Genomic DNA, 19,185 nt, shown 5'->3' on the forward strand with positions numbered 1-19,185 from the left:
TCCCTTCCGGGGGAAACGAATGGGAAAACGGTAGAACCGGTTCGTTTCCGACGTCAAGGATTTCGAAACTTTTCGGAATGGTGCGGATTTCGAAAGTTTCAGCGCCCGACTTCCACGTCGTCGAGCACGCCGAGCGCGTCGGGGACGAGCACGGCGGCGGAGTGGTAGGCGGAGACGAGGTAGGAGGTCACGGCACGGTCGCCGGTCCCCATCAGCCGCACGTTCAACCCGGGCTGGTGCTGGTCGGGGAGTTCCTTGGGCCGCAACCCGATCACGCCGGCGTCGTCTTCCCCGGTGCGCATCGCGAGGATCGACGTGGTTCCGGTGTCGGTGACGGGAATCTTGTCGCAGGGCAGGATCGGCACCCCGCGCCAGGCGTTCACCCGTTTCCCGTCCAGCACGGCGGTGTCCGGGTAGACCCGGTGGGCGGTGCAGGCCCGGCCGAACGCGGCGATCGCCCGCGGATGGGCGAGGAAGAACTTGGTTTTCCGCCGCCGGCACAGCAGATCGTCCATGTCCAACGGTGTCGGTGGGCCGCTGCGGGTGGTGAGTCGGTGTTTGAGTCCGGCGTTGTGCAGGAGCCCGAAGTCGGTGTTGTTGATCAGGTCGTGTTCCTGGCGTTCCCGCAACGCTTCCACCGTCAGCCGAAGTTGTTGCTCGAGCTGGTTGTGCGGCTGGTTGTAGAGGTCGGTGACCCGGTTGTGGACATGCAGCACGGTCTGCGCGACCGCTAGCTCGTACTCCCTGGGTGCGGGGTCGTAGTCGACGTAGGTCCCGGCCAGCAGCGGTTCCCCGTCGTGCCCGGCGGTCAGGTCGATGCTGGCTTCGCCTTTGGTGTTCTGCGGCTTCCGCGGCCGGGTAGCTGCTTCGGCGACGTGGGTGCGCAACGATTCCAGCCGCCCGTTGAGCCGCGCATACACCGCTGCGGGCAACACCAGTGCGATGACGCGGGTGGCGGCGCGGGCGGTGAAGTCCCAGGTGGCGTCGTCACGGGTGAGGAGGTCGGCGCCGAGGTGGTCGCCGTCGGTGGCGGTGGACAGGACGGCCTCGTCGCCGTAGGGGCCGGTGCGGTGACGGGTGACTTTCCCGTGCGCGATCAGCACCACCATGTCCAGCGGGCTGCCCTCGGTGAACAGGGTCGCGCCGGGGTCGTATTCGCGTTGCTCGAACGCCTCCGCCAGCGCCCCCAACGCGGCCTCGTCGCTGAAGTGGCGCAGGAGGGCGAGTTCGGTGAGTTCGGCGGGCACGACGTGGACGCGGGTGCCGGTGGTGTAGAAGGAGAGTTTCCCGTCACCGAGGGTGTAGGTCAGGCGCCGGTTGACACGGTAACTCCCCGCGGGAACCTCGACCCACGGCAGCTGCGAGAGCAGCCAGCGGGGGGTGATGCTCCGCATCTGCGGGCGGGTTTTGGTGGTGGTGGCCAGGGTCCGCGCCGCGGCAACCCCGAGGGACAGCTGCACCGACGGTTCGTCGGTGAGGGTCACGGTCAGCTCTCCCGGCCGAGTTCGACGCTTTCCAGCACCGCCAGCGCGTCCGGGACCAGCACCGCGGCGGAGTAGTAGGCCGAGACCAGGTAGGAGATGATGGCCTGCTCGCTGATGCCCATGAACCGCACGTTCAGCCCCGGCTGGTACTCATCCGGCAACCCGGTCTGGTGCAGCCCGACCACACCCTGGGCCTGCTCCCCGGTGCGCATCAGCATGATCGAGCTGGTACGGGTGTCCGAGACCGGGATCTTGTTGCAGGGCAGGATCGGGACCCCGCGCCAGGCGGGGACCTGGTGCCCGCCCAGGTCGACGGAGGCGGGGTAGATGCCGGCTTTGGTGCATTCGCGGCCGAACGCGGCGATGGTGGCGGGGTGGGCGAGGAAGAACCCGGGGTCTTTCCAGACCAGGGTGAGCAGTTCGTCGAGGTCGTCGGGGGTGGGTGGGCCGGTGCGGGTGGGGATGCGCTGGGCGAAGTCGGCGTTGTGCAGCAGCCCGAAGTCGGTGTTGTTGACCAGCTCGTGCTCTTGGCGTTCGCGGAGGGCTTCGACGGTGAGGCGGAGTTGTTGTTCGATCTGGTTCATCGGCTGGTTGTAGAGGTCCGCGACGCGGGAGTGCACGCGCAGGACGGTTTGGGCGACGGAGAGTTCGTATTCGCGGGGTTGGGTGTCGTAGTCGACGAAGGTGCCGGGCAGGTGGGGTTCGCCGTCGTGGCCGGAGGCGAGGGAGATTTCGGCTTCGCCGTGGTCGTTGCTGGCCGCCGACCCCCGTGCCCGGTAGGCCTGCAGGTGGGCTTGCAGGGTTTCGGCGCGGGTGAGGACGTCGTCGAAGGCGGCGCGGGGGAGGGTGAGGACGGTGCAGGCGGTGACGGCTTTGGCGGTGAATTCCCAGATGCCGTCGGTGTGGGTGAGGGTGGTTTCGCCGAAGTGGTCGCCGTCGGCGAGGGTGCCCAGGACGGTGTGGTCGCCGTAGGCGCCGGTGCCGGTTTTGGTGATTTTGCCGTGGGCGATGAGGAAGACCTGGTCGGCGGGGGAGCCGAATTCGACGAGGGCGTCGCCGGGGTCGTAGTGCTGCTGGGTGAACCGGCCGGCGAGTTCGGTGAGGACGTCTTCGTTGTCGTAGCCGCGTAGGGGGGGCGAGTTCGCCGAGTTCGGGTGGGATGACGCGGACTTGGGCGCCGGTGGTGGTGAAGGTGACGCGGCCGTCGCCGACGGAGTAGGAGAGGCGGCGGTTGACGCGGTAGGAGCCGGCGGCGACGTCGACCCAGGGGAGGGCTTTGAGCAGCCAGCGGGTGGAGATGCCTTGCATCTGGGGGACGGACTTGGTTGTCGTCGCCAGTGTGCGGGCGGCGGCCCGGCCCAGGCTCAGGGGTGCCTGCTCGGATTCCACCGGGTCGGTGACAGTCACAACGAAAAACCACCCAATCGGTTCGAGGTTGTCAGGATTGGTTCAGGATTGGTAACGGGGATTCGTGGCGTGCCAGGTGAAGCCGCCACCCATCCAGGAACGGACCCCCACGAGGAAGCGCTGCAGCTCCGGGGACGGCACGGCCAGCAGCTCGCGGTGGCCGTCCTCGAACTCGTGGACGATCTGGTTGTGCAGGGCGACGGTGGCCTCGACCGCCTCCTCGACCGGGCAGCCCCGGTCCGCGGCGATCTGCAGGACCATGTTGCAGACCGGTTTCTCGTCGGCGGCGTCCTTGGCCACCGAATGGAGGTCGTTGACCAGCACCGACGCCGTCCCGGCGCGCATCATCGCCTCGCGCACGCGCGGGTCGTAGTAGAACGGCGCCGCCAGCTCGTAGCCGCCGACGGCGTCGACGAGGGTCATCGACGTGTAGAAGCTGTCGTGCTGGCGCGCCGCCAGGTACTCCCACGCCGGTGGGTAGCGCCCGGTGTGGCGCCACGCCGCGTAGGCGTCCCAGCTGACGAACATCGCGAACGTCGAGTAGCAGACCCGCTGCACCAGCACCGGCGAACCGTGCCGGCCCAGGTGGTCGATCGCCGAGTTCAGCCCGACGAGGATCGGGTCCGCGCGCAGCGCTTCCTCCAGCGGCGCCGTGAATTCCCCGGCCGGCGCGACCGGGTCCATCGCCGCCATCACGAGCGCCAGCCGCGGGGGCAGTTCGGTGGGCGACGCACCCAGTTCGCTGTCGTCGGCGTAGTAGTCGTCCGCCGCCCACCAGACCGCGTTCAGCTGCGCCGCGACGAGCAGCCGGTCCGGGTCGTCGCAGTCGCTGTGCGCGAGCATCACCAGCCTGCCGAACCCCGCGCCGGCGATCTGCTCCAGGCCTTTGCCGGTGAACCCGCAGTCGTCGGCCCACGCGACCAGCCGCCGGTCGACCTCCGCCGCGAGCGCGTCGTCGACGCGGCCCACCACTGGGCAGTACAGCGGGGACGCGCTGCCGTCACCCCACGGCAGGTACGCGTACGCCGGGTCCTGCCCGGGCGCCGGCGCGAACTGCGTCGCGATCCGCGCCGCCGACGTCCCGAGGCCGAACGGTCCGGTCAGCAGCCCGCCGGCGTCGCCGGTAGTCCACTGTGGACACACGGTCATGGTGGTCTCCTTGGGCACCGGCCCGGCTCAGACGCGGTCGGCGGCGATGAGCAGGTAGTGGAAGCTGCCTTCGCGGTAGGCCGTCAGGAACGGGTCCTCGATCCCGGTCGCGACCGACGACTGCGCCCGCAGCTCCCAGTAGGGGATCGTCGCCGCGGTCAGGTCGACGACGTTGATCGGCACGAATCCGTTGGCGGACAACGCCTTGAAGTAGTCGCCGCGGGCGTGGATGTTGCAGATGTAGTGCTGGTCGATCTGGCTCACCGCCCGCGACCGGCCGCCGGTGACGTCGTTGTAGCACCCGGTGATGGTCACGTACCGCCCGCCGGGCTTGAGCTGCCGCGCGTGTTCGGCGAAGAGGTCGTGCAGGTCCACGTACATCGTGCTCTCGTTGTTCCAGATGCCTTGGAACGCCCCGGTTTCGAAGCCGGTGTCGAGCATGTTGCGCAGGTGGTAGCGCACCGAGCCGTCGATCCCGCGGTCTCGCACGTGCTGGTTGGCGAACCCGACCTGTTGCTCGGAGATGGAGATCCCGTCGACCTGGCAGCCGAAGCGCAGGTGGGCCATGACGCTCGTGCCGCCGCGGCCGCAGCCGGCGTCCAGCAGCCGGTCCGACGGCGCGATCGGGCCCAGGTGGTCGAGCAGGACTTCGGCCTGCGCGGTCTCGAGCCGGTGCATCTCCGCGATGATGGCTTCGTCGCGCGTCGCCTCGGGCGTTTCGAGGACGGCCGGGTCGTAGTCGCCGAGCCCGTAGTGGTGGTGGTACAGACCGTCGACGTCGCCCAGCCGGAGGTTCACCGGGTCCTTTTCCGCGTTCCAGTAGTCGGCGACCGACTGCTGGTAAGCGGTGCGGGCCACGGGCTGGTCGATAGCGGTCATCGAGTAACTCCTCGGTCGATTCCTTGGGGGACAAGGAATCGTCCCCTCGGGATCGACGCTAGTGCCGGGAGTTTCGCGGGGACAAGGAGCTTCACTCGCGCCGCGCGGGCGTTGCCCGTCTGGCCCAGCGGCGCCCCTGCGCGGGGTGGCACGGTCTCCGGAACCGGCATTCGATCGGGACCCCGCGCTCCCCGTCAGAGGGACGGCACGTGACCGTGGGTGTCAGACGACTTCGAGGTTGGCCATCATCCCCATGTCTTCGTGTTCGGCGTTGTGGCAGTGGAAGAGGTACCGCCCGCGGTAGCCGTCGAACCGGGTGACGATCTCGGCCGCTTCACCCGGCCGGAGCGCGATCGTGTCCTTGAGGCCGCCGTCGTGCGGCAGCGGCGGCCGCCCGCCGCGGGAGAGTACCCGGAACGCGGCGAGGTGCAGGTGCACCGGGTGGTGGACGTCCGCGACCAGCCGCCACACCTCGACGTCGCCGAGCCGGACCGTGACGTCGGTGCGGGCCGGGTCGAACGCCCGCCCGCCGATCACCCAGCCGTGCCCGCCGGGTTGCTGCCCGGCGCTGAAGGAAAACTCGCGCACGCGCACCGGCGGGCCCCACGACGGCAGGTCCGCCGACAGCACCGGCGGGACCCGGCTGTCGTCGGCCACGCGGCGCGCGATCCGGAACGCCATCACTTCGGCGGTCCGCCCGGCGCCCAGCTTGTTGAGCAGCCGGACGCGGCCGCCCACCGGCACGCCCGCGAAGTCGACGACCACGTCGTAGCGCTCGGCGGGCGCGATGGGCAGCGAAAAGTGGGTGACCGGCGCGGCGAGCAGGCCCTGGTCCGCGCCGACCTGCACGAGCGGCAGCCGGCGTCCGTCGTCGGTGACGGCTTCGAGTTCGTAGTGCCGGGCGTTCGACGCGTTGAGCAGGCGCAGCCGGTACCGGGCCGTGTCGGCTTCGTGCACCGGCCACGGCGCGCCGTTGACCAGGATGACGTCGCCGAGCACGCCGCCCAGGAAGCTTTCCCGGACGCCCGGCCGGTTCCGCAGCGTCGCGTCGACCGACGGGTAGTCGAGCGTGCCGTCCGCGGCGAACGCGCGGTCGGTGAGCACCAGCGGCAGCTCGCGGGGTCCCGAGGGCAGGCCGAGTGCTTCTTCGGCGTCGTCGCGGACGATGTGGAGCCCGGCCAGGCCGCGCCAGAGCGCCGGCGCGGTGAAGTCCATCCGGTGGTCGTGGTACCAGAGCAGCGCCGGGCGCTGGTCGAGCGGGAACGTGTAGTCGCGCGTCCCTTGGCTGCGCACCGCCCGCGGGTCGGGCATGGCGTGGTGGTCCACCCACCCCGGCGGCAGCACGAGGTCGGTCGGGTAGCCGTCGGACGCCGCCGGGGTGCGCCCGCCGTGCAGGTGCACCACGGTCGGCACCGGCAGCTCGTTGCGGTGGGTCACGGTCACCGGCCGGCCGCGGCGCGATTCGATCGTCGGGCCGGGGAACGTGCCGTCGTAGGTCCACATCGGCGTCCGGATCCCGGGCAGGACCTCGAGTTCCGCGACGCGCTGGGTGATCTCGTAGCGGCCCGGCGCGACCGGCTTCAGGACGGCGGGCACGGGCAGCGGCACGGTGTACGGCGGCGGCAGCGGGACGGCGCTGCGGAGTTCGGCGCCGGTGACCGGCGGGCGCCGGGCCAGGCCGGCCGCGGTGGCGAGGCCGGTCGCGGCCAGCAGGCCGAACGCCCCGAGGACCTGGCGCCGGGTCGGCTCACGCATCGGCGGCCGCCCGCGTCAGGGGCCGGCGCCACACGGCGGCGACCAGCACGACGAGCGCCGCGACGGTCAGCACGCCGAGCGGGAGGTGCAGCCACAGCGCGCCGTCCAGCCCGGCGAAGTACTGGACCGTCTCGGCGCCCGCCACCGCCGTCGTGGCGAAGAACGGCCACGCCCGCCGCAGCCGGGCCCACACCACGAGCGCGACGACGACCTGCAGGTAGGCGAGCGACGTCACGACGTCCGCGCCGGTCGCGTGCAGGCGCAGGGCGTCGTAGTCGCCGCTGAGGTACACCCCGGCGAACACCGGCTGGCCGGCGATCGCGACGACGTGCCCGGCCGCGACGGCGCGCAGCACCCAGCCGGCGGGCCGCGTTTTCCTTGTGCTGTCCACGGAATCGACGCTATGTCTGCTGGGCTATCGTGTCTAAGATCAATATCGCTATGCCGTTATGACGTGGGAGGCATGACGTGGACCTGGGCACGCTGCGGCAGTTCCTCGTGGTCGCCCGGCTGGAGCACCTCAGCCGCGCCGCCGAAGAGCTGCGGATCGCCCAGCCCTCGCTGAGCCGCACGATCGCGCGCCTGGAAGCCGAGCTCGGCACGCCGCTGTTCGACCGGGCCGGCCGGCTCCGGCTGAACGACGCCGGGAAGCTCTTCCGCGGTTACGTCGAGCGCTCGCTGGGGGAGCTCGACGCGGGCCGCCGCGCGGTCGCGGAGACGACGGGCGAGGGCTACGGAACCGTGCGGCTGGCGTCGGAGTCGTTCCTCACCCTGACCGGCTCGCTCGCGGCGTTCAAGCGGGCCCACCCGGCGGTCGAGGTCGTGCTGCACCAGCTGCCGGCCGACGACATGGCCCGGGCCTTGCGGGCCAAGGAGATCGACCTTTGCGTTGCGTCGCAACCGATCCTGGCCGACGGGCTGGCCGGGGTCGAGCTGCTCGACGAGCCGGTGTGGGTGGCCACGCCCGTCGGGCACCGCCTGGCCGGGCGCGCCTCGGTTCGCGTCGAAGACCTCGCGGACGAGCAGTTCATCACCGCGCGCCGCGGGCACTGGCACCGCCGCCTGCTCGACCGGCTCTTCGCCGCGCGCGACCTGACGCCGAAGATCGTCTTCGAAGGCGACGAACCCGGCGCCATCCAGGAACTCATCAGCGCCGGACTGGGCATCGGCCTCAACCCGGCGATGGCCCGGCGCGTCGCCGCGCAGGTGCCGGTCGCGTGGATCCCGGTGGACAGCCCCGACTGCCGCCGCACGATCACCCTGTGCTGGGCCGCGGGCAGCCGCCTCCCGGCCGCGGCCCGGCTGATGCGGACTGCCCTGACCGAATGGGAGTGGAACGCCTAAGGCAGCGGCGCGCGCTCGGTGGCCAGCCCGGCGAGGAGGTCGCCGTGCTCGGCGACGCGGTCGAGGACGTCGTCGGCGGTGAACGTCAGGTGGCTGACGTGCCGGCACGCGCGGACTTCGTCCCACGTCACCGGGGTGGAGACCGTCGGGTGGTCGCGGCCGCGCAGTGAATACGGCGCCACCGTCGTCTTCGCCGGGTTGTTCTGGCTCCAGTCGATGAACACGCGCCCCGCCCGCTGCGCCTTCGCCATCACCGCGGTCACCGTCTCCGGCGTCTCCTTCGCGAGCCGCTGGGCGAGCCGTTTCGCGTAGGCGGACGGCGCCGCCGGGTCGCCGGTCGCGATGCCGCAGTAGAGCTGCATCCCCTTGGAGCCGGACGTTTTCGCGTACGGCGTGAGCCCGTCGGCGACCAGGACGTCGTGCAGCCGCTCGGCCACCCGGCAACAGTCCACGATGGACGTTCCCGGGCCGGGGTCGAGGTCGAACACCAGCCGGTCGGGCACCCCTCGCGCGCCGCCGTCCACTGTCCACTGCGGAACGTGGAGTTCGAGCGCGGCGATGTTGGCCGCCCACACCAGGCCCGGGAGGTCGTCCAGCAGCGGGTAGTCGATGGTGTCGCCGCTGCCGCGTGAGCCGGTGCTCGGCAGCCGGGCCGTGCGCAGCCAGGACGGGGCGCCGTTCGGGACGTTCTTCCCGAACCACTTCTCACCGTCGACGCCGTCCGGGTAGCGGATGAACGTCACCGGGCGGCCGGCCAGGTGTGGCAGCAGCACCGGCGCGACGCGCGAGTAGTAGTTGATCACCTCGCCCTTGGTGAAGCCGTCCGCGGGGTAGAGCACCTTGTCCAAATTGGACAGCGTGAGCCGCCGGTCGCCGGCCTGGACGGTGATCCGCTTGCCCGGTGGCTCGGGCGGCGGCGGGGCCGGGTTTTCCTGGGGGACCGCGCGCGGGGCGATGACGTCGGCCGGGTCCTTGTCGGCGCGCAGGCCGCGCCAGGCGGTGTGGCGGACGCGGCCGGCGCGGGTGAACTGCCGGTACACGACCTCGCCGACCAGGCGCGGCTCCACCCAGCGGGCGCGGACGGTGTCCTCGCGCGGCGGCGCCGTCACGAACGGGTGCGTGCGGCGCTCCAGGGGTTCGAGCTGCGCCTTCAGGTCGGCGCGGGCGGCCTGGCTGAAGCCGGTGCCGACGTCGCCGATGTAAACGAGGGCGCCGGTCTCGGGGTCATGCGCGCCGAGCAGCAGCCCGCCGAGGGTGCCGGTGAAGCTGCGCTGGCCGGGCCGCCAGCCGCAGACGATGACCTCCTGGGTCCGGATCAGCGGGTGCTTGAGCCAGGAGTCCGGCCGCTGCCCGGGCACGTAGGCGGAGCTGCGCAGCTTCGCGACGACCCCCTCGTACCCGGCCGACGCGGCGTGGGCAAGGAAGTCGGCCGGCGTGCGGCGGTCGGCGGCGAGCTCGGCGAAGGTGACCGCGCGAACCACCGAGACGCGGTACGGGTCGGGCATCGGCAGGCTCGCCAGCAGGGCGCGACGTTCGTCGTACGGCGTGGCGAGCAGGTCGCGGTCGCCGAGCCGGAGCAGGTCGAAGGCCAGGAACCGGACCGGCACGTCGGAGAACTCACGGCCCTTCGGCCCGCTCTGGTGCCGGACCCATCGGCCGCGGCGTTCCTGCATCAGCTCGAAGTCGATCCGGCCGTCCTCGCCATAGACGACGATCTCGCCGTCCAGGTAGGCGGCTTGGCCGTCGAGCGCCGGAGCGAGGACGCCGTCGAGCTCGGCGAACTCGGCGGTGAAGTCGATGTTGTTGCGGCTGGTGAGGATGGTGGTGCCGTCCGGGGCGATCCGCATGGCCGCGCGGTAGCCGTCCAGTTTGTACTCGTAGGCCCACTCGGGGCCGCTGCGCAGCCGTCCGCCGTCGGCCTTGGCGAGCATCGGCTCGACCCAGGCCGGGGCGCGGGTCTCCTCGTCTGCCGCCATGCCGGACCTCCGTCACCTTCCGAAGCCAAGGTAACCCGTTCGGCCTAGTTTTGCCGGGTTTGCGCAGGTGACCGGAACGCGGGTGCCCATCGCGCGGGGTCGGCACCCCCGGCCCAGCACGCGGCGAGGAGGTCGTAGCCGAGGTGGACGAGCGCGGCGTGGGCCGGCCAGTGCTCCCGCGTCCAGCGGACGTCGTTGTGCGCGGAGTCGACCGCGGCGCGGGTGGCGCCTTCGAGCTCGAACTGCAGGTCCCGCCGCGCCGCCCGGTCCGGCGTCGCCAGCACCGTGCGGGCGGCGGCGCGGATGCGGGCTTCGGTCCAGCGGAACGTCGCGCGGTGCGCGTGCGGGGCGAGGAGGTACTGCGCGAGGACGGCGAGCGCGACGCCCAGCACGGTCTCGACGAGCCGGTCGCGCAGCACCGGCCCGACCGGCCCGCTCGCCGCGGCGCCGCCGGCGAGCAGCGCGACCGGCGTGATGAAGACGACGGCGACCGCGTAGTTGCGCGGCACGAACAGCTCGATGCAGAACTGCAGCACCGCGATCGTCGCGACCAGCGCGAGCCCGGCGGGCGACAGCGCGGACACCGCGGCGAACACCCCGAGCCCGACGGCGGTCCCGGCGAACCGCTGCAGGCCCCGGACGTTGCCGCGGACCCGGTCGGTGCCCTGCTGCAGGACGACGAGCGCGCTGAGGATCGCCCAGTGCGGGCGGGCGAGGCCGAGGCCCGCGCTCAGGCTCCCGGCGGCGGCGCAGGTGACGCCGACGCGGACCGCCGTCACCATGGCGTGCGAGCGGAGGGTCGCCGAGCGGCGCAGCCGGTAGCCCACCCCGGGCCGGGGGAGCGGGAGGGTGGTTTCGTCCCGGTCGCCCGCGGCGTCGGCGAACCGCCGGTGGGCGGCGATCAGCGTGGTCGCGAGTTCGGAGCCGGCGTCGAGCCCGGCGTCGTGGACGGCGTTCCAGGCCGCGGAAATGCTCGAGCCGGCGGCGTGCCGCGCTTCCGCGGTGGGCCGGTCGCCCGCGGCTTCGACGGCGGCGACGGCCCGCCGGACGGCGGCGCGTTCCGGCTTGGTTTTGTCGGCGAGGATCCCGGCCATCGAAACGGCCGCCGAGGTTAGGCCGCCCAGCGCAGTGCAGGCGATGATGGCCACGGGATCGGCGCCGGCCTCCGTGGCGACGGTCGCGCCGCCGCAGACGAGCGCGAAGAACAGCGCGCCGGGCGGACCGAGCCGAAGCGCGTCGACGGCGTAGACGGCCAGGACGGCGACGAAGGTGACCACGACGATGACGGCCGCTTCACCGCCGGCCTTTCCGGCTATCGCGCCCAGCGCCGCGGCGAGCACGAGGGCGACCGCGGCGGTGAGGACGACCCGCGCGCGTACGCGGTAGGGGCGGCCTTCGCCGTAGAGGACGGCGAAGGCGCCGAAGGTGACGAAAAGCGCGATGTCCGCGTGTCCGGTGAGGACGGTGGCCCCACCGGGGAGAGCCACCGCGGCGGCTGCCCGGAGCCCGGCACTCCAGCGCCGTCCCGCGGCGGGGAGGGCGAACAGCAGCGACCGGGGGCGGGCGATCCGGGGGAGCGGGTCCGGCTGTTCGGGTGGCACGGCCCCATTCCAGCACGGCATCCCGGCGGCGGTGGGGTGGGAAGGAACACGCGCGCCGCCTGAGCTGAACGTCCCCTTCAGCTCAGGCGGGGAAGAACTCCTCCACCGCCCGGCGCAGCGTGGCCCGCACCGTTTCCGCGTCGTCCAGCTCCCCGCCGTGCAAAGCGCCGTCCCGAAGCAACACCAAGACGCGGGCCGCGTGGCTCGGTTCCGGGTGACCCAACGCCGCCGCCTCGCCGCGCAAGACCTCGAAGAACCACTGCCGGTGGTCGTCGATCACCCGGCGGACCTGGGACTCCGGGTCCGGGTACTCCGCGGCCGCGTTGAGGAACTGGCAGCCCCGGAAGTCCTCGCCGCACGTCGCGTCGCCCACCACCGACAGGGCCGCCGCCAGTGCCTCGCGTGGGGGTTTGCCCGCGCGGGCCGCGTCGACCGCCGCGCGGATCTGGTGGCTCGTCGCCGTCAGGTAGGCCGCGACCAGGTCGTCCTTCGTCGGGTAGTGCCGGTAGAACGTCGCCCGCGTCACCGACGCCTCCGAGACCAGGCGTTCCACGCCCACCGCGTGGATGCCCTCCGCGTAGAACAGCCGGGACGCGGTCGCGAGCAACCGGTCCTTCGGGTGCACCGAGGCAGTCGTCATCCCGCCAGCATAGAGAAAGACTGGTCGTTCTGCCAGATCGGCTTCGTCACATTGCGCCGCGTCGCGAACCAGGGCAAAGTTCGTAGGGCAGAAAGACTGATCGTTCTCTCTCAAGGAGCCCGCCATGAGCAAGCCCACCATCGTCCTGGTCCACGGCGCGTTCGCCGACTCGTCCAGCTGGACCGGAGTCGTGTCGAAGCTGCAGGAGAACGGCTATCCGGTCGTCGCGGTGGCGAACCCGCTGCGCGGCCTGGAGTCCGACGCCGCCTACGTCGCGGACGTCGTCAACGGCGTCGAAGGCCCCGTCGTCCTGGCCGGCCACTCCTACGGCGGCGCCCTGATCACCCGCGCCGCCACCGAGACGCCGAACGTCCGCGCCCTGGTCTACATCGCCGCGTTCCAGCCGGACGCGGGGGAGAGCGTCTTCGAGCTGTCCGGCCGCTACCCGGGTGCCAAGCTCGGCCCGGAGACCACCAACGTCCTGGTGCACGACGGCAACCCCGAGCTGTCGATCAAGCCGGAAGACTTCGCCGAGGTCTTCGCCGGCGACGTCCCCGCCGAGACCGCCGCCGTCCTCGCGGTCACCCAGCGGGCCGTCGCGCAGCAGGCGCTCGCCGCGCCGTTCGAGGGCACCCCGGCCTGGTCGAAGCTGCCTTCGTGGACGCTGATCGCCAACCAGGACAACGCCATCCCGGCCGCCGCCCAGGAGTTCATGGCCGAGCGCGCGAAGTCGACCGTCCGGCGGATCGACGCTTCGCACGCCGTCGCGGTGTCCCAGCCCGGCGTCGTCGCCGAGGTGATCCTGGCGGCCGCCGCCGAGTGACGCTCAGGTGATCGGCGGGAGTCCGGCGCGCGCCGTCCGGTACTCCCGCACGATCCGGGCCACGATCTCGGCGGCGGGCAGCACCGCGTCGACCAGCCCGGCCGACTGGCCCGCCTCGAGCTTCCCCTCGGCGACGTCGCCGTGCAGCGCCGCATCGAGCAGCGTGGCAGCCTGGAAAGTCTTGCGCCGCAGCGCTTCTTCGGCGCCGGACTCCTCCAGGGCCCGCATCCGCGCGGTGAAGTCGTTGTCCAGGGCGCGGATCACGCCCAGGCCGTGACCCACCGTGCGGGTGCCGTCCACCCCGGCCGTGACCACCGCCTCCTTGTACGCGGGGTGCACCGAGGCCTCCGCGCTGGCCAGGAACCGCGTGCCGAACTGGGCCGCGCCCGCGCCGAGGGCGAGCACCGCGGCCAGCCCGGCGCCGTCCGCGATCCCGCCGGAAGCGACCACCGGCAGGTCGACCGCCCGGGCCACCGCCCGCACCAGCACGGACGTCGTGACCATCGCGGGCGGTGGGTGGCCGCCAGCCTCGGCACCGACCACGACCAGGCCGTCGACCCCCGCGTCGGCCGCCTTCAGTGCGTGCGAAACCCCGGCCACGACGTGCAGACAGCGCGTCCCGATCGCGTGGAACCGCTCCAGGTACCGCCGCGGCCCGCCCTGGGACGCGATCAGCACCGGCGGCCGGTGCCGCAGCACCAGCTCGATCACCTCGTCCACGCCCGCGCGGTACAGCGGCAGGTTGACCGCCCACGGCCGGGACGTGCCCGCGGCCACCTCGGTCAGCACCCGGTCCAGGTCGGGCAGCCGCATCGGGCCTGCCGCGACCACGCCGAGCCCGCCCGCGTTCGACACCGCCAGCGGCAGCGCCGAACTCGACGACGCCCACGACATCCCCGCCTGCACGATCGGCAGGTCGACGCCCAGCAGCCGGGTCACCGGCGTCGCGATGCGCGTCACGCTCGCTCCAGCAGGGAACGCGCGTGCGCGGCGAGCCGGTTCTTCTGCACCTTCGAGCTCGCGGTCATCCCGATCCCCTCGAAGCCCTCGACGATCCGCAGGTGCCTTGGCACCTTGAACCCCGCCAGCCGCGCGCGGGCCCAGCCGAGCAGCTCCTCCTCGGAGACGCCGGGACCGGTCAGCACGACGAACGCGAACGGCACCTCGACCAGCCGCGCGTCCGGCACGCCGACGACGGCCGCCTGCCGCACCATCGGGTGCCGGTGCAGGGTGTCCTCGATGTCGGCCGGGGCCACGTTCTCGCCACCGACGCGGATGATGTCCTTGGTGCGGCCGGTGAAGTGGAACCGCCCGGTCTCGTCGAGCAGCCCGACGTCCCCGGTGGCGAGCCAGCCGTCGGCGTCGATCGTCTCGGCCGTCTTCACCGGGTCGTCGAGGTAGCCGAGCATCACGTTCCAGCCGCGCACCAGCACCGCGCCGGGCTCGCCGGGCGCGCAGTCCCGGTCGCCGTCGAAGGCGCGGATCCGCACCTCGACGCCGGGTTCGACGGCCATCGCGCCGGACGCGCGGAGCTCTTCCGGCTCCCACCAGGCCGACTGCGCGACATTCGGCGAAGCTTCCGAAAGCCCATACCCCGCAACGCATTCGCGTGCGCCCAGCTCGTCGATGACCCGCCGGATCACCGTCGGCGACGCCGCCACCCAGGCACCGCGCAGGCACAGCCGGCGCTGTGCCAGGGAAGGGTGGTTGAGCAGGAGCAGCGCGATGGTGTCGTTGCCGGAGAAGTGCGTGCAGCGCTCGGTTTCCAGCAGCCGCAACGCTTCTTCGGGCTCGAACTTCGGCATCGTCACCAGCGTCGTGGCGTGCTGGATCGACGCCAGCACCGACAGCGTGCTGCCGGCGACGTGGAAGAACGGCCGCGCGGAGTGGAACCGGTCGCCGGGGCGCAGGCCCATCCGCGCGCCGGAGAAGAACGCGTCCGCGCACATGCCGCGGTGGGTGAGCAGGACGCCCTTGGGTCGCGACGTCGTCCCGGACGTGTACTGCACCAGCAGGACGTCGTCGGGCGTACCGGCGGCCGGCGGCACCTCCGAACCGGCGGCCAGGAAGTCCGCCCACGAAGCAGCGAACGACGGCACGTCGTCGCCGAGCACGACCACCGACTCCAGCGCGGGCAGGGACTCGACGCCGATCTCCCGCAGCATCGCGGCGAAGTCGACGTTGAGCACCCGGGACGCCACGAACAGCGTCCGGACCCGGGCGTGCTCGAGGGTGTAGCGGACTTCGCCGGCGGTGAACCGGGTGTTGACCGGCACGGCGACCGCGCCCGCCGCCCCGATCGCCAGGAACAGCGCCACCCAGTCCGGCCCGTTGCCGAGGCAGAGGCCGACGCGGTCGCCCCGGCCGATCCCGGCGGCGGCGAGCCCGGCGCGGATCCGCGAGACCCGGCCGGCCAGCTCGCCGTAGGTGATCCGCTCGGAGTCGGTGACGACGGCTTCGACGTCCGGCGCGAGCAGGGCCGCGCGCGCGAGGACCTCGTGCGTGGTGAGCGGGCAGGCGGTGCGCAGGTCGGTCATCGCGGTTCTCCGTTCCCGGCGGTGAAGCGGGCGACGCCGTCACGCCAGCCGCCGTCGGCGAGGCACTGTTCGATCGCGGCCAGTTCGATCCGGATCCCGCGGTCCAGGTCGGTTTCCGAGCCGAGGTCGACCGCGCGCTTGGTGAGCGAAATGGCCAGCGGCGGCGCCTTCGCGATGCTCGCGGCGGTTTCGTCGCCGGCCGCGGCGAGGGCGTCCGCCGGGACGACGCGGGTGACGACGCCCAGGTCGGCGGCCTCTTCGGCGCCGAGCGCGCGGTTGGTGAACAGCAGCTCCTTGGCCCGGCGCTTGCCGATGGCGCGCTGCAGGCGCTGGGTCGCGCCGACGGTACCCCAGTGCGGCTCGGGGAAGCGGAAGACCGTCCCCGAAGCGGCCAGCGCGAAGTCCGCGGCGAGGGTGATCTCGCCGCCGGAGCCGACGACCGCGCCCTGGACCAGCGCGACGACCGGCACCCGGCACTGCTCGATGGCGGCGTACGCGGCGAAGGAGGCGACCCGGCGGCGGCGCACCCACGCGGCGTCCTTGCCGGTGCGCTCCTTGAGGTCGGCGCCCGCGCAGAACACCGGCCCGCGCCCGCTCAGCAGCACCACCCGGACGTCGTCGTCCAGCGACTCGAAGGCCTCCCGCAACTCGTGGCACATCGGCAGGTCCACGGCGTTGCGAGCCTCGGGCCGGGTCAGCTCGACGCGGGCGATCCCGTCGGTCACGCTCACCTGTACGCGCTCCGTCACCGGATCACCCCCGCGGCCCGCAGGCCCTCGATGTCGGCCGGGCCGAGCCCCAGCCCGGCCAGGACGTCGTCGGTGTCGGCGCCGAGCCGGGGCGGGGTGCCCACCGGCAACGGCGCGCCGCCGGTCTCGCGCAGGGGCGTCCGCAGCGCCGGGAACGTCCCCTCCGCCGGGTGGGTGAACTCGCCGACGACGCCTCGGGCGACGGCGTGCGGATCCGCGAGCGCTTCCCGCACCGAGCGGACCGCGCCCGCCGGGACGTCGGCCGCGCGCAGCTCCTTCACGAGCGCGTCCCGGTCGTGCCGGGCGATCGCGCCGCGCAGCGCCTTCATGACGCGGGAGCGCTGCTCGACGCGGCCGGAATTGGCGCGCAGCGCGGGATCCGCGGCCAGGTCGCCGAGCCCGAGGACCGTGCACAGTGGACCCCAGTGCTGGTCGCTGCCGCTGATGTGCAGCCATTCCCCGTCCCCGGCCTGGAACGCCGCCGACGGCACGCGGCCCGGGTGCTCGGTGCCGGTTCGCACCGGGTCCTCGCCGAGCGCGAACAGGCGGGCCGCGTTGAGCGCGTGCAGGCTCAACTGGACGTCCATCATGGACACGTCCAGGTGGCGCCCCAGCCCGGTCGCCGCGCGCCCGGCCAGTCCGGAAAGGACGGCGATGACCACCCAGAGCCCGGAAGTCAGGTCCGCCACCGGGATCCCGGTCTTCGACGGCGGCCCGTCCGGCTCGCCGGTCATCGCCATCACGCCGGACAGCGCCTGGAAGACGGTGTCGTAGCCCTTGCGGTCGCGGTCCGGGCCGGTCTGCCCGAACCCGGTCGCGGACACGTAGACCAGGTCCGGCCGCGCCAGGTCCGCGTACCCGAGGCCCATCCGGTCCATCGCGCCGGGCAGGAAGTTCTCGACGACGACGTCGGCCTGCCCGGCCAGCTTTCGTGCGACGGCCTGGCCGCGCGGGTCCTTGAGGTCGAGCGTCACGGACTTCTTGCCCCGGTTGAAGGCGAAGAAGTACGCGCTCTCGCCGTGCGGCAGGCGCGGTTCGAAGCCGCGGGTCTCGTCGCCGGAGCCCGGGCGCTCGACCTTGACGACGGTCGCGCCCAGCTCGGCGAGGATCTGCGTCGCCAGGGGAGCGGCGAGGACGCGGGAGAAGTCGAGGACGGTGATCCCGGACAGCGGGCCGGTCATGCGCGGAACCCCCGCATCAGCGCGTTGACGTCCTGCCCGGCGCGCATGGCGGCGTCGGCCGGCAGGTCCGCGACGCGGTAGAAGAGGTCCTTCGCGGCCGCGATCGCCCGCGGTTCGACCTTCGCCCAGTGCTCGGCGACCGCCAGCGCGGCAGGCAGGATTTCGTCCGGCGCGACGACCTGGTTGACCAGGCCGTGCTCGAAGGCCTCGGTTGCGGTGAGCAGGCGCCCGGTGCTGACCAGTTCGAACGCGAGCTTGCGGCCGAGGTGGTGGACGAGCCCGGTCATCACCAGCGCCGGGACGATCGAATGCTTGAGCTCGGGGTAACCGAACTTGAGGTCGGTGCCGGCCACGACCATGTCCGCGCCGATCGCCAGGCCCGCGCCGCCGCCGACGGCCGCACCGCGCACGGCGGCGACCACCGGGATCCGCAGCTGCCGCGCCTGCACCTGCAGCTTGGCGGTGAGCGCGGCGCGTTCCAGGACGGCGTCGGCGTGCTCGGGCGTCAGCTCCGAGAACTCGCCGAGGTCGGCGCCCGCGCAGAAGCCGCGGCCGGCACCGGTGAGGACGAGCGCGCGGATGTCCCGGTCGGCGTTAGCCGCGGTGAAGGCTTCGCTGAGCGAGCGCGTGAGGGCCGTGTCGAGGGCGTTGAGCTTCTCGGGCCGGTTCAGCGTCAGGACGCGGACGGCGCCGTGGTCCTCGGCGATGACGGTCACGGGTTCTCCTGGTTCGGGGTGGGGGTGAAGCCCGCGCGGGCCACCATGCTGTGCAGCGGGCGGCCGAGGGCTGCTTCGCAGGCGGCGGACGCCTTCGCGAGCTGGTCGAGGTCGATGCCGGTCTCGACGCCCATCGCGTCGAAGAGGCTGACCAGGTCCTCGGTGCAGACGTTGCCGGTCAGCCCGGCGCCGTAGGAGATCGCCGACGGGTGGCCGCCGACGCCGCCCATCGCGGTGTCGAAGTTCCGGCAGCCGGCGTCGAGGGCCGCGACGGCGTTGGCGATGCCGGTGCCGCGGGTGTTGTGGAAGTGCGCGACCACCGGCACGCTCGGGGCCAAGTGCTTGAAGAGCGCGCGGACCGACGGCGGGGTGGCGACGCCGGTCGTGTCGCCCAGGGTGACGAGGTCGGCGCCGAGGTCGGCGAACCGGGCGACGTCGTCGGCGACGCGGCCGGGGTCGACCGCGCCCTCGAACGGGCAGCCGAAGGCCACCGAGACCACGCCGACCAGCTTGAACCGGCCGCCGGCCAGCTCGACCATTTCGGTGACGCGCTCCCACTGCCCGGCTCTCGACGTGCGCAGGTTGCGCTCGGTGTGGCTTTCGCTGGCCGAGACCAGCAGGCTCAGCTCGTCGGCGCCGTGCCCGGCGTCGAGGTCGGCCAGCGCTCGCCGCACCGCGCGCGGGTTGGGGCAGGTCGCCTTGAACCCGACGCCGGGGCGGCGCCGGATGGCCGCGAGGACGTCGGAGGCGTCGGAAAAGCCGGGCACCCGCCCGGGGTGGCTGTAGCTGGTCGCCTCGATGCGCCGGAACCCCGCGTCCGCGAAGGAATCGAGCAGCGCGACCTTCGTCGCGGTCGGCACGAACTCCGGCTCGTGCTGCAGCCCGTCGCGGGCGAAGCACTCGCAGAGCGTGACGGCGTCGGACATCGGGCCACCTTTCGTTCG

Annotated in this window: 16 protein-coding genes and 1 pseudogene; 2 read left to right on the forward strand and 15 right to left on the reverse strand. The window is 72.7% G+C overall.

The window, feature by feature from the left end; all coding sequences use genetic code 11:
* Nucleotides 1-98: 98 nt before the first annotated feature.
* The 6 genes and pseudogenes from H4696_RS02325 to H4696_RS02350 form a co-directional block, all read right to left on the reverse strand.
* On the reverse strand, nucleotides 99-1,484 hold the full coding sequence (locus H4696_RS02325) for a family 2B encapsulin nanocompartment shell protein (RefSeq protein WP_192782016.1): 1,386 nt from the start codon (nucleotides 1,482-1,484) through the stop codon (nucleotides 99-101).
* 2 nt (nucleotides 1,485-1,486) lie between these two features.
* Nucleotides 1,487-2,891, reverse strand: a pseudogene (locus tag H4696_RS02330) (family 2B encapsulin nanocompartment shell protein).
* Nucleotides 2,892-2,933: 42 nt separating this feature from the next.
* Nucleotides 2,934-4,040, reverse strand: coding sequence for a family 2 encapsulin nanocompartment cargo protein terpene cyclase (locus H4696_RS02335; RefSeq protein ID WP_192782017.1), 1,107 nt, complete (start codon nucleotides 4,038-4,040; stop codon nucleotides 2,934-2,936).
* Between the two features lie 27 nt (nucleotides 4,041-4,067).
* The gene (locus H4696_RS02340) at nucleotides 4,068-4,919 is read right to left on the reverse strand and encodes a geranyl diphosphate 2-C-methyltransferase (RefSeq protein ID WP_086860240.1); all 852 of its coding nucleotides are present in this window, start codon (nucleotides 4,917-4,919) and stop codon (nucleotides 4,068-4,070) included.
* Between the two features lie 222 nt (nucleotides 4,920-5,141).
* Nucleotides 5,142-6,674, reverse strand: coding sequence for a multicopper oxidase family protein (locus tag H4696_RS02345; protein WP_086860242.1), 1,533 nt, complete (start codon nucleotides 6,672-6,674; stop codon nucleotides 5,142-5,144).
* A complete protein-coding gene (locus H4696_RS02350) occupies nucleotides 6,667-7,065 on the reverse strand; it encodes a hypothetical protein (RefSeq protein ID WP_086860244.1) in 399 nt (132 codons plus the stop codon). Before H4696_RS02350 ends, H4696_RS02345 begins: the two co-directional genes overlap by 8 nt.
* A gap of 77 nt (nucleotides 7,066-7,142) precedes the next feature.
* On the opposite strand from H4696_RS02350, the gene H4696_RS02355 reads away from it, so the two are divergent.
* On the forward strand, nucleotides 7,143-8,018 hold the full coding sequence (locus tag H4696_RS02355) for a LysR family transcriptional regulator (protein ID WP_086860246.1): 876 nt from the start codon (nucleotides 7,143-7,145) through the stop codon (nucleotides 8,016-8,018).
* Here H4696_RS02355 and ligD read toward each other — a convergent pair.
* From ligD to H4696_RS02370, 3 genes are all read right to left on the reverse strand, one after another.
* On the reverse strand, nucleotides 8,015-9,994 hold the full coding sequence (gene ligD / locus H4696_RS02360; RefSeq protein WP_086860248.1) for a DNA ligase D: 1,980 nt from the start codon (nucleotides 9,992-9,994) through the stop codon (nucleotides 8,015-8,017). The genes H4696_RS02355 and ligD overlap by 4 nt on opposite strands.
* A gap of 44 nt (nucleotides 9,995-10,038) precedes the next feature.
* On the reverse strand, nucleotides 10,039-11,595 hold the full coding sequence (locus H4696_RS51105) for an FUSC family protein (protein WP_338078647.1): 1,557 nt from the start codon (nucleotides 11,593-11,595) through the stop codon (nucleotides 10,039-10,041).
* A gap of 82 nt (nucleotides 11,596-11,677) precedes the next feature.
* Entirely contained in the window at nucleotides 11,678-12,235 is a 558-nt protein-coding gene (locus H4696_RS02370; protein WP_086864917.1) for a TetR/AcrR family transcriptional regulator, read from the reverse strand.
* Nucleotides 12,236-12,359: 124 nt separating this feature from the next.
* Between H4696_RS02370 and H4696_RS02375 the strand changes: the two genes are divergently transcribed.
* Nucleotides 12,360-13,058, forward strand: a complete 699-nt coding sequence (locus H4696_RS02375; protein ID WP_086864918.1) for an alpha/beta fold hydrolase — start codon at nucleotides 12,360-12,362, stop codon at nucleotides 13,056-13,058.
* A gap of 3 nt (nucleotides 13,059-13,061) precedes the next feature.
* Here the strand turns inward: H4696_RS02375 and H4696_RS02380 are convergent, their stop codons facing one another.
* From H4696_RS02380 to H4696_RS02405, 6 genes are read right to left on the reverse strand one after another with little or no spacing between them, the layout of a single operon-like run.
* Nucleotides 13,062-14,018, reverse strand: coding sequence for an NAD(P)H-dependent flavin oxidoreductase (locus H4696_RS02380; protein WP_086864919.1), 957 nt, complete (start codon nucleotides 14,016-14,018; stop codon nucleotides 13,062-13,064).
* Complete coding sequence (locus H4696_RS02385) at nucleotides 14,015-15,595, reverse strand: AMP-binding protein (protein WP_192782019.1); 1,581 nt, start codon at nucleotides 15,593-15,595, stop codon at nucleotides 14,015-14,017. The genes H4696_RS02380 and H4696_RS02385 overlap by 4 nt, the downstream gene beginning before the upstream one ends.
* The gene (locus H4696_RS02390; RefSeq protein WP_086856261.1) at nucleotides 15,592-16,344 is read right to left on the reverse strand and encodes an enoyl-CoA hydratase/isomerase family protein; all 753 of its coding nucleotides are present in this window, start codon (nucleotides 16,342-16,344) and stop codon (nucleotides 15,592-15,594) included. The genes H4696_RS02385 and H4696_RS02390 overlap by 4 nt, the downstream gene beginning before the upstream one ends.
* The gene (locus H4696_RS02395) at nucleotides 16,341-17,525 is read right to left on the reverse strand and encodes a CaiB/BaiF CoA transferase family protein (protein WP_086856260.1); all 1,185 of its coding nucleotides are present in this window, start codon (nucleotides 17,523-17,525) and stop codon (nucleotides 16,341-16,343) included. Before H4696_RS02395 ends, H4696_RS02390 begins: the two co-directional genes overlap by 4 nt.
* Nucleotides 17,522-18,241, reverse strand: coding sequence for an enoyl-CoA hydratase/isomerase family protein (locus H4696_RS02400; protein ID WP_086856259.1), 720 nt, complete (start codon nucleotides 18,239-18,241; stop codon nucleotides 17,522-17,524). The genes H4696_RS02395 and H4696_RS02400 overlap by 4 nt, the downstream gene beginning before the upstream one ends.
* The gene (locus H4696_RS02405; protein WP_086856258.1) at nucleotides 18,238-19,167 is read right to left on the reverse strand and encodes a hydroxymethylglutaryl-CoA lyase; all 930 of its coding nucleotides are present in this window, start codon (nucleotides 19,165-19,167) and stop codon (nucleotides 18,238-18,240) included. Before H4696_RS02405 ends, H4696_RS02400 begins: the two co-directional genes overlap by 4 nt.
* Nucleotides 19,168-19,185: the final 18 nt, after the last annotated feature.

Source organism: Amycolatopsis lexingtonensis (assembly GCF_014873755.1).
In the GTDB taxonomy this organism is placed as follows: Bacteria; Actinomycetota; Actinomycetes; order Mycobacteriales; family Pseudonocardiaceae; genus Amycolatopsis; species Amycolatopsis lexingtonensis.

Bases quoted from the DNA above. Each gene is read 5' to 3' on its own strand.
- H4696_RS02335 (WP_192782017.1), bottom strand. From the start codon at position 4,040: ATGACCGTGTGTCCACAGTGGACTACCGGCGACGCCGGCGGGCTGCTG.
- H4696_RS02340 (WP_086860240.1), bottom strand. From the start codon at position 4,919: ATGACCGCTATCGACCAGCCCGTGGCCCGCACCGCTTACCAGCAGTCG.
- H4696_RS02345 (WP_086860242.1), bottom strand. From the start codon at position 6,674: ATGCGTGAGCCGACCCGGCGCCAGGTCCTCGGGGCGTTCGGCCTGCTG.
- ligD (WP_086860248.1), bottom strand. From the start codon at position 9,994: ATGGCGGCAGACGAGGAGACCCGCGCCCCGGCCTGGGTCGAGCCGATG.
- H4696_RS02370 (WP_086864917.1), bottom strand. From the start codon at position 12,235: ATGACGACTGCCTCGGTGCACCCGAAGGACCGGTTGCTCGCGACCGCG.
- H4696_RS02375 (WP_086864918.1), top strand. From the start codon at position 12,360: ATGAGCAAGCCCACCATCGTCCTGGTCCACGGCGCGTTCGCCGACTCG.
- H4696_RS02385 (WP_192782019.1), bottom strand. From the start codon at position 15,595: ATGACCGACCTGCGCACCGCCTGCCCGCTCACCACGCACGAGGTCCTC.
- H4696_RS02395 (WP_086856260.1), bottom strand. From the start codon at position 17,525: ATGACCGGCCCGCTGTCCGGGATCACCGTCCTCGACTTCTCCCGCGTC.
- H4696_RS02405 (WP_086856258.1), bottom strand. From the start codon at position 19,167: ATGTCCGACGCCGTCACGCTCTGCGAGTGCTTCGCCCGCGACGGGCTG.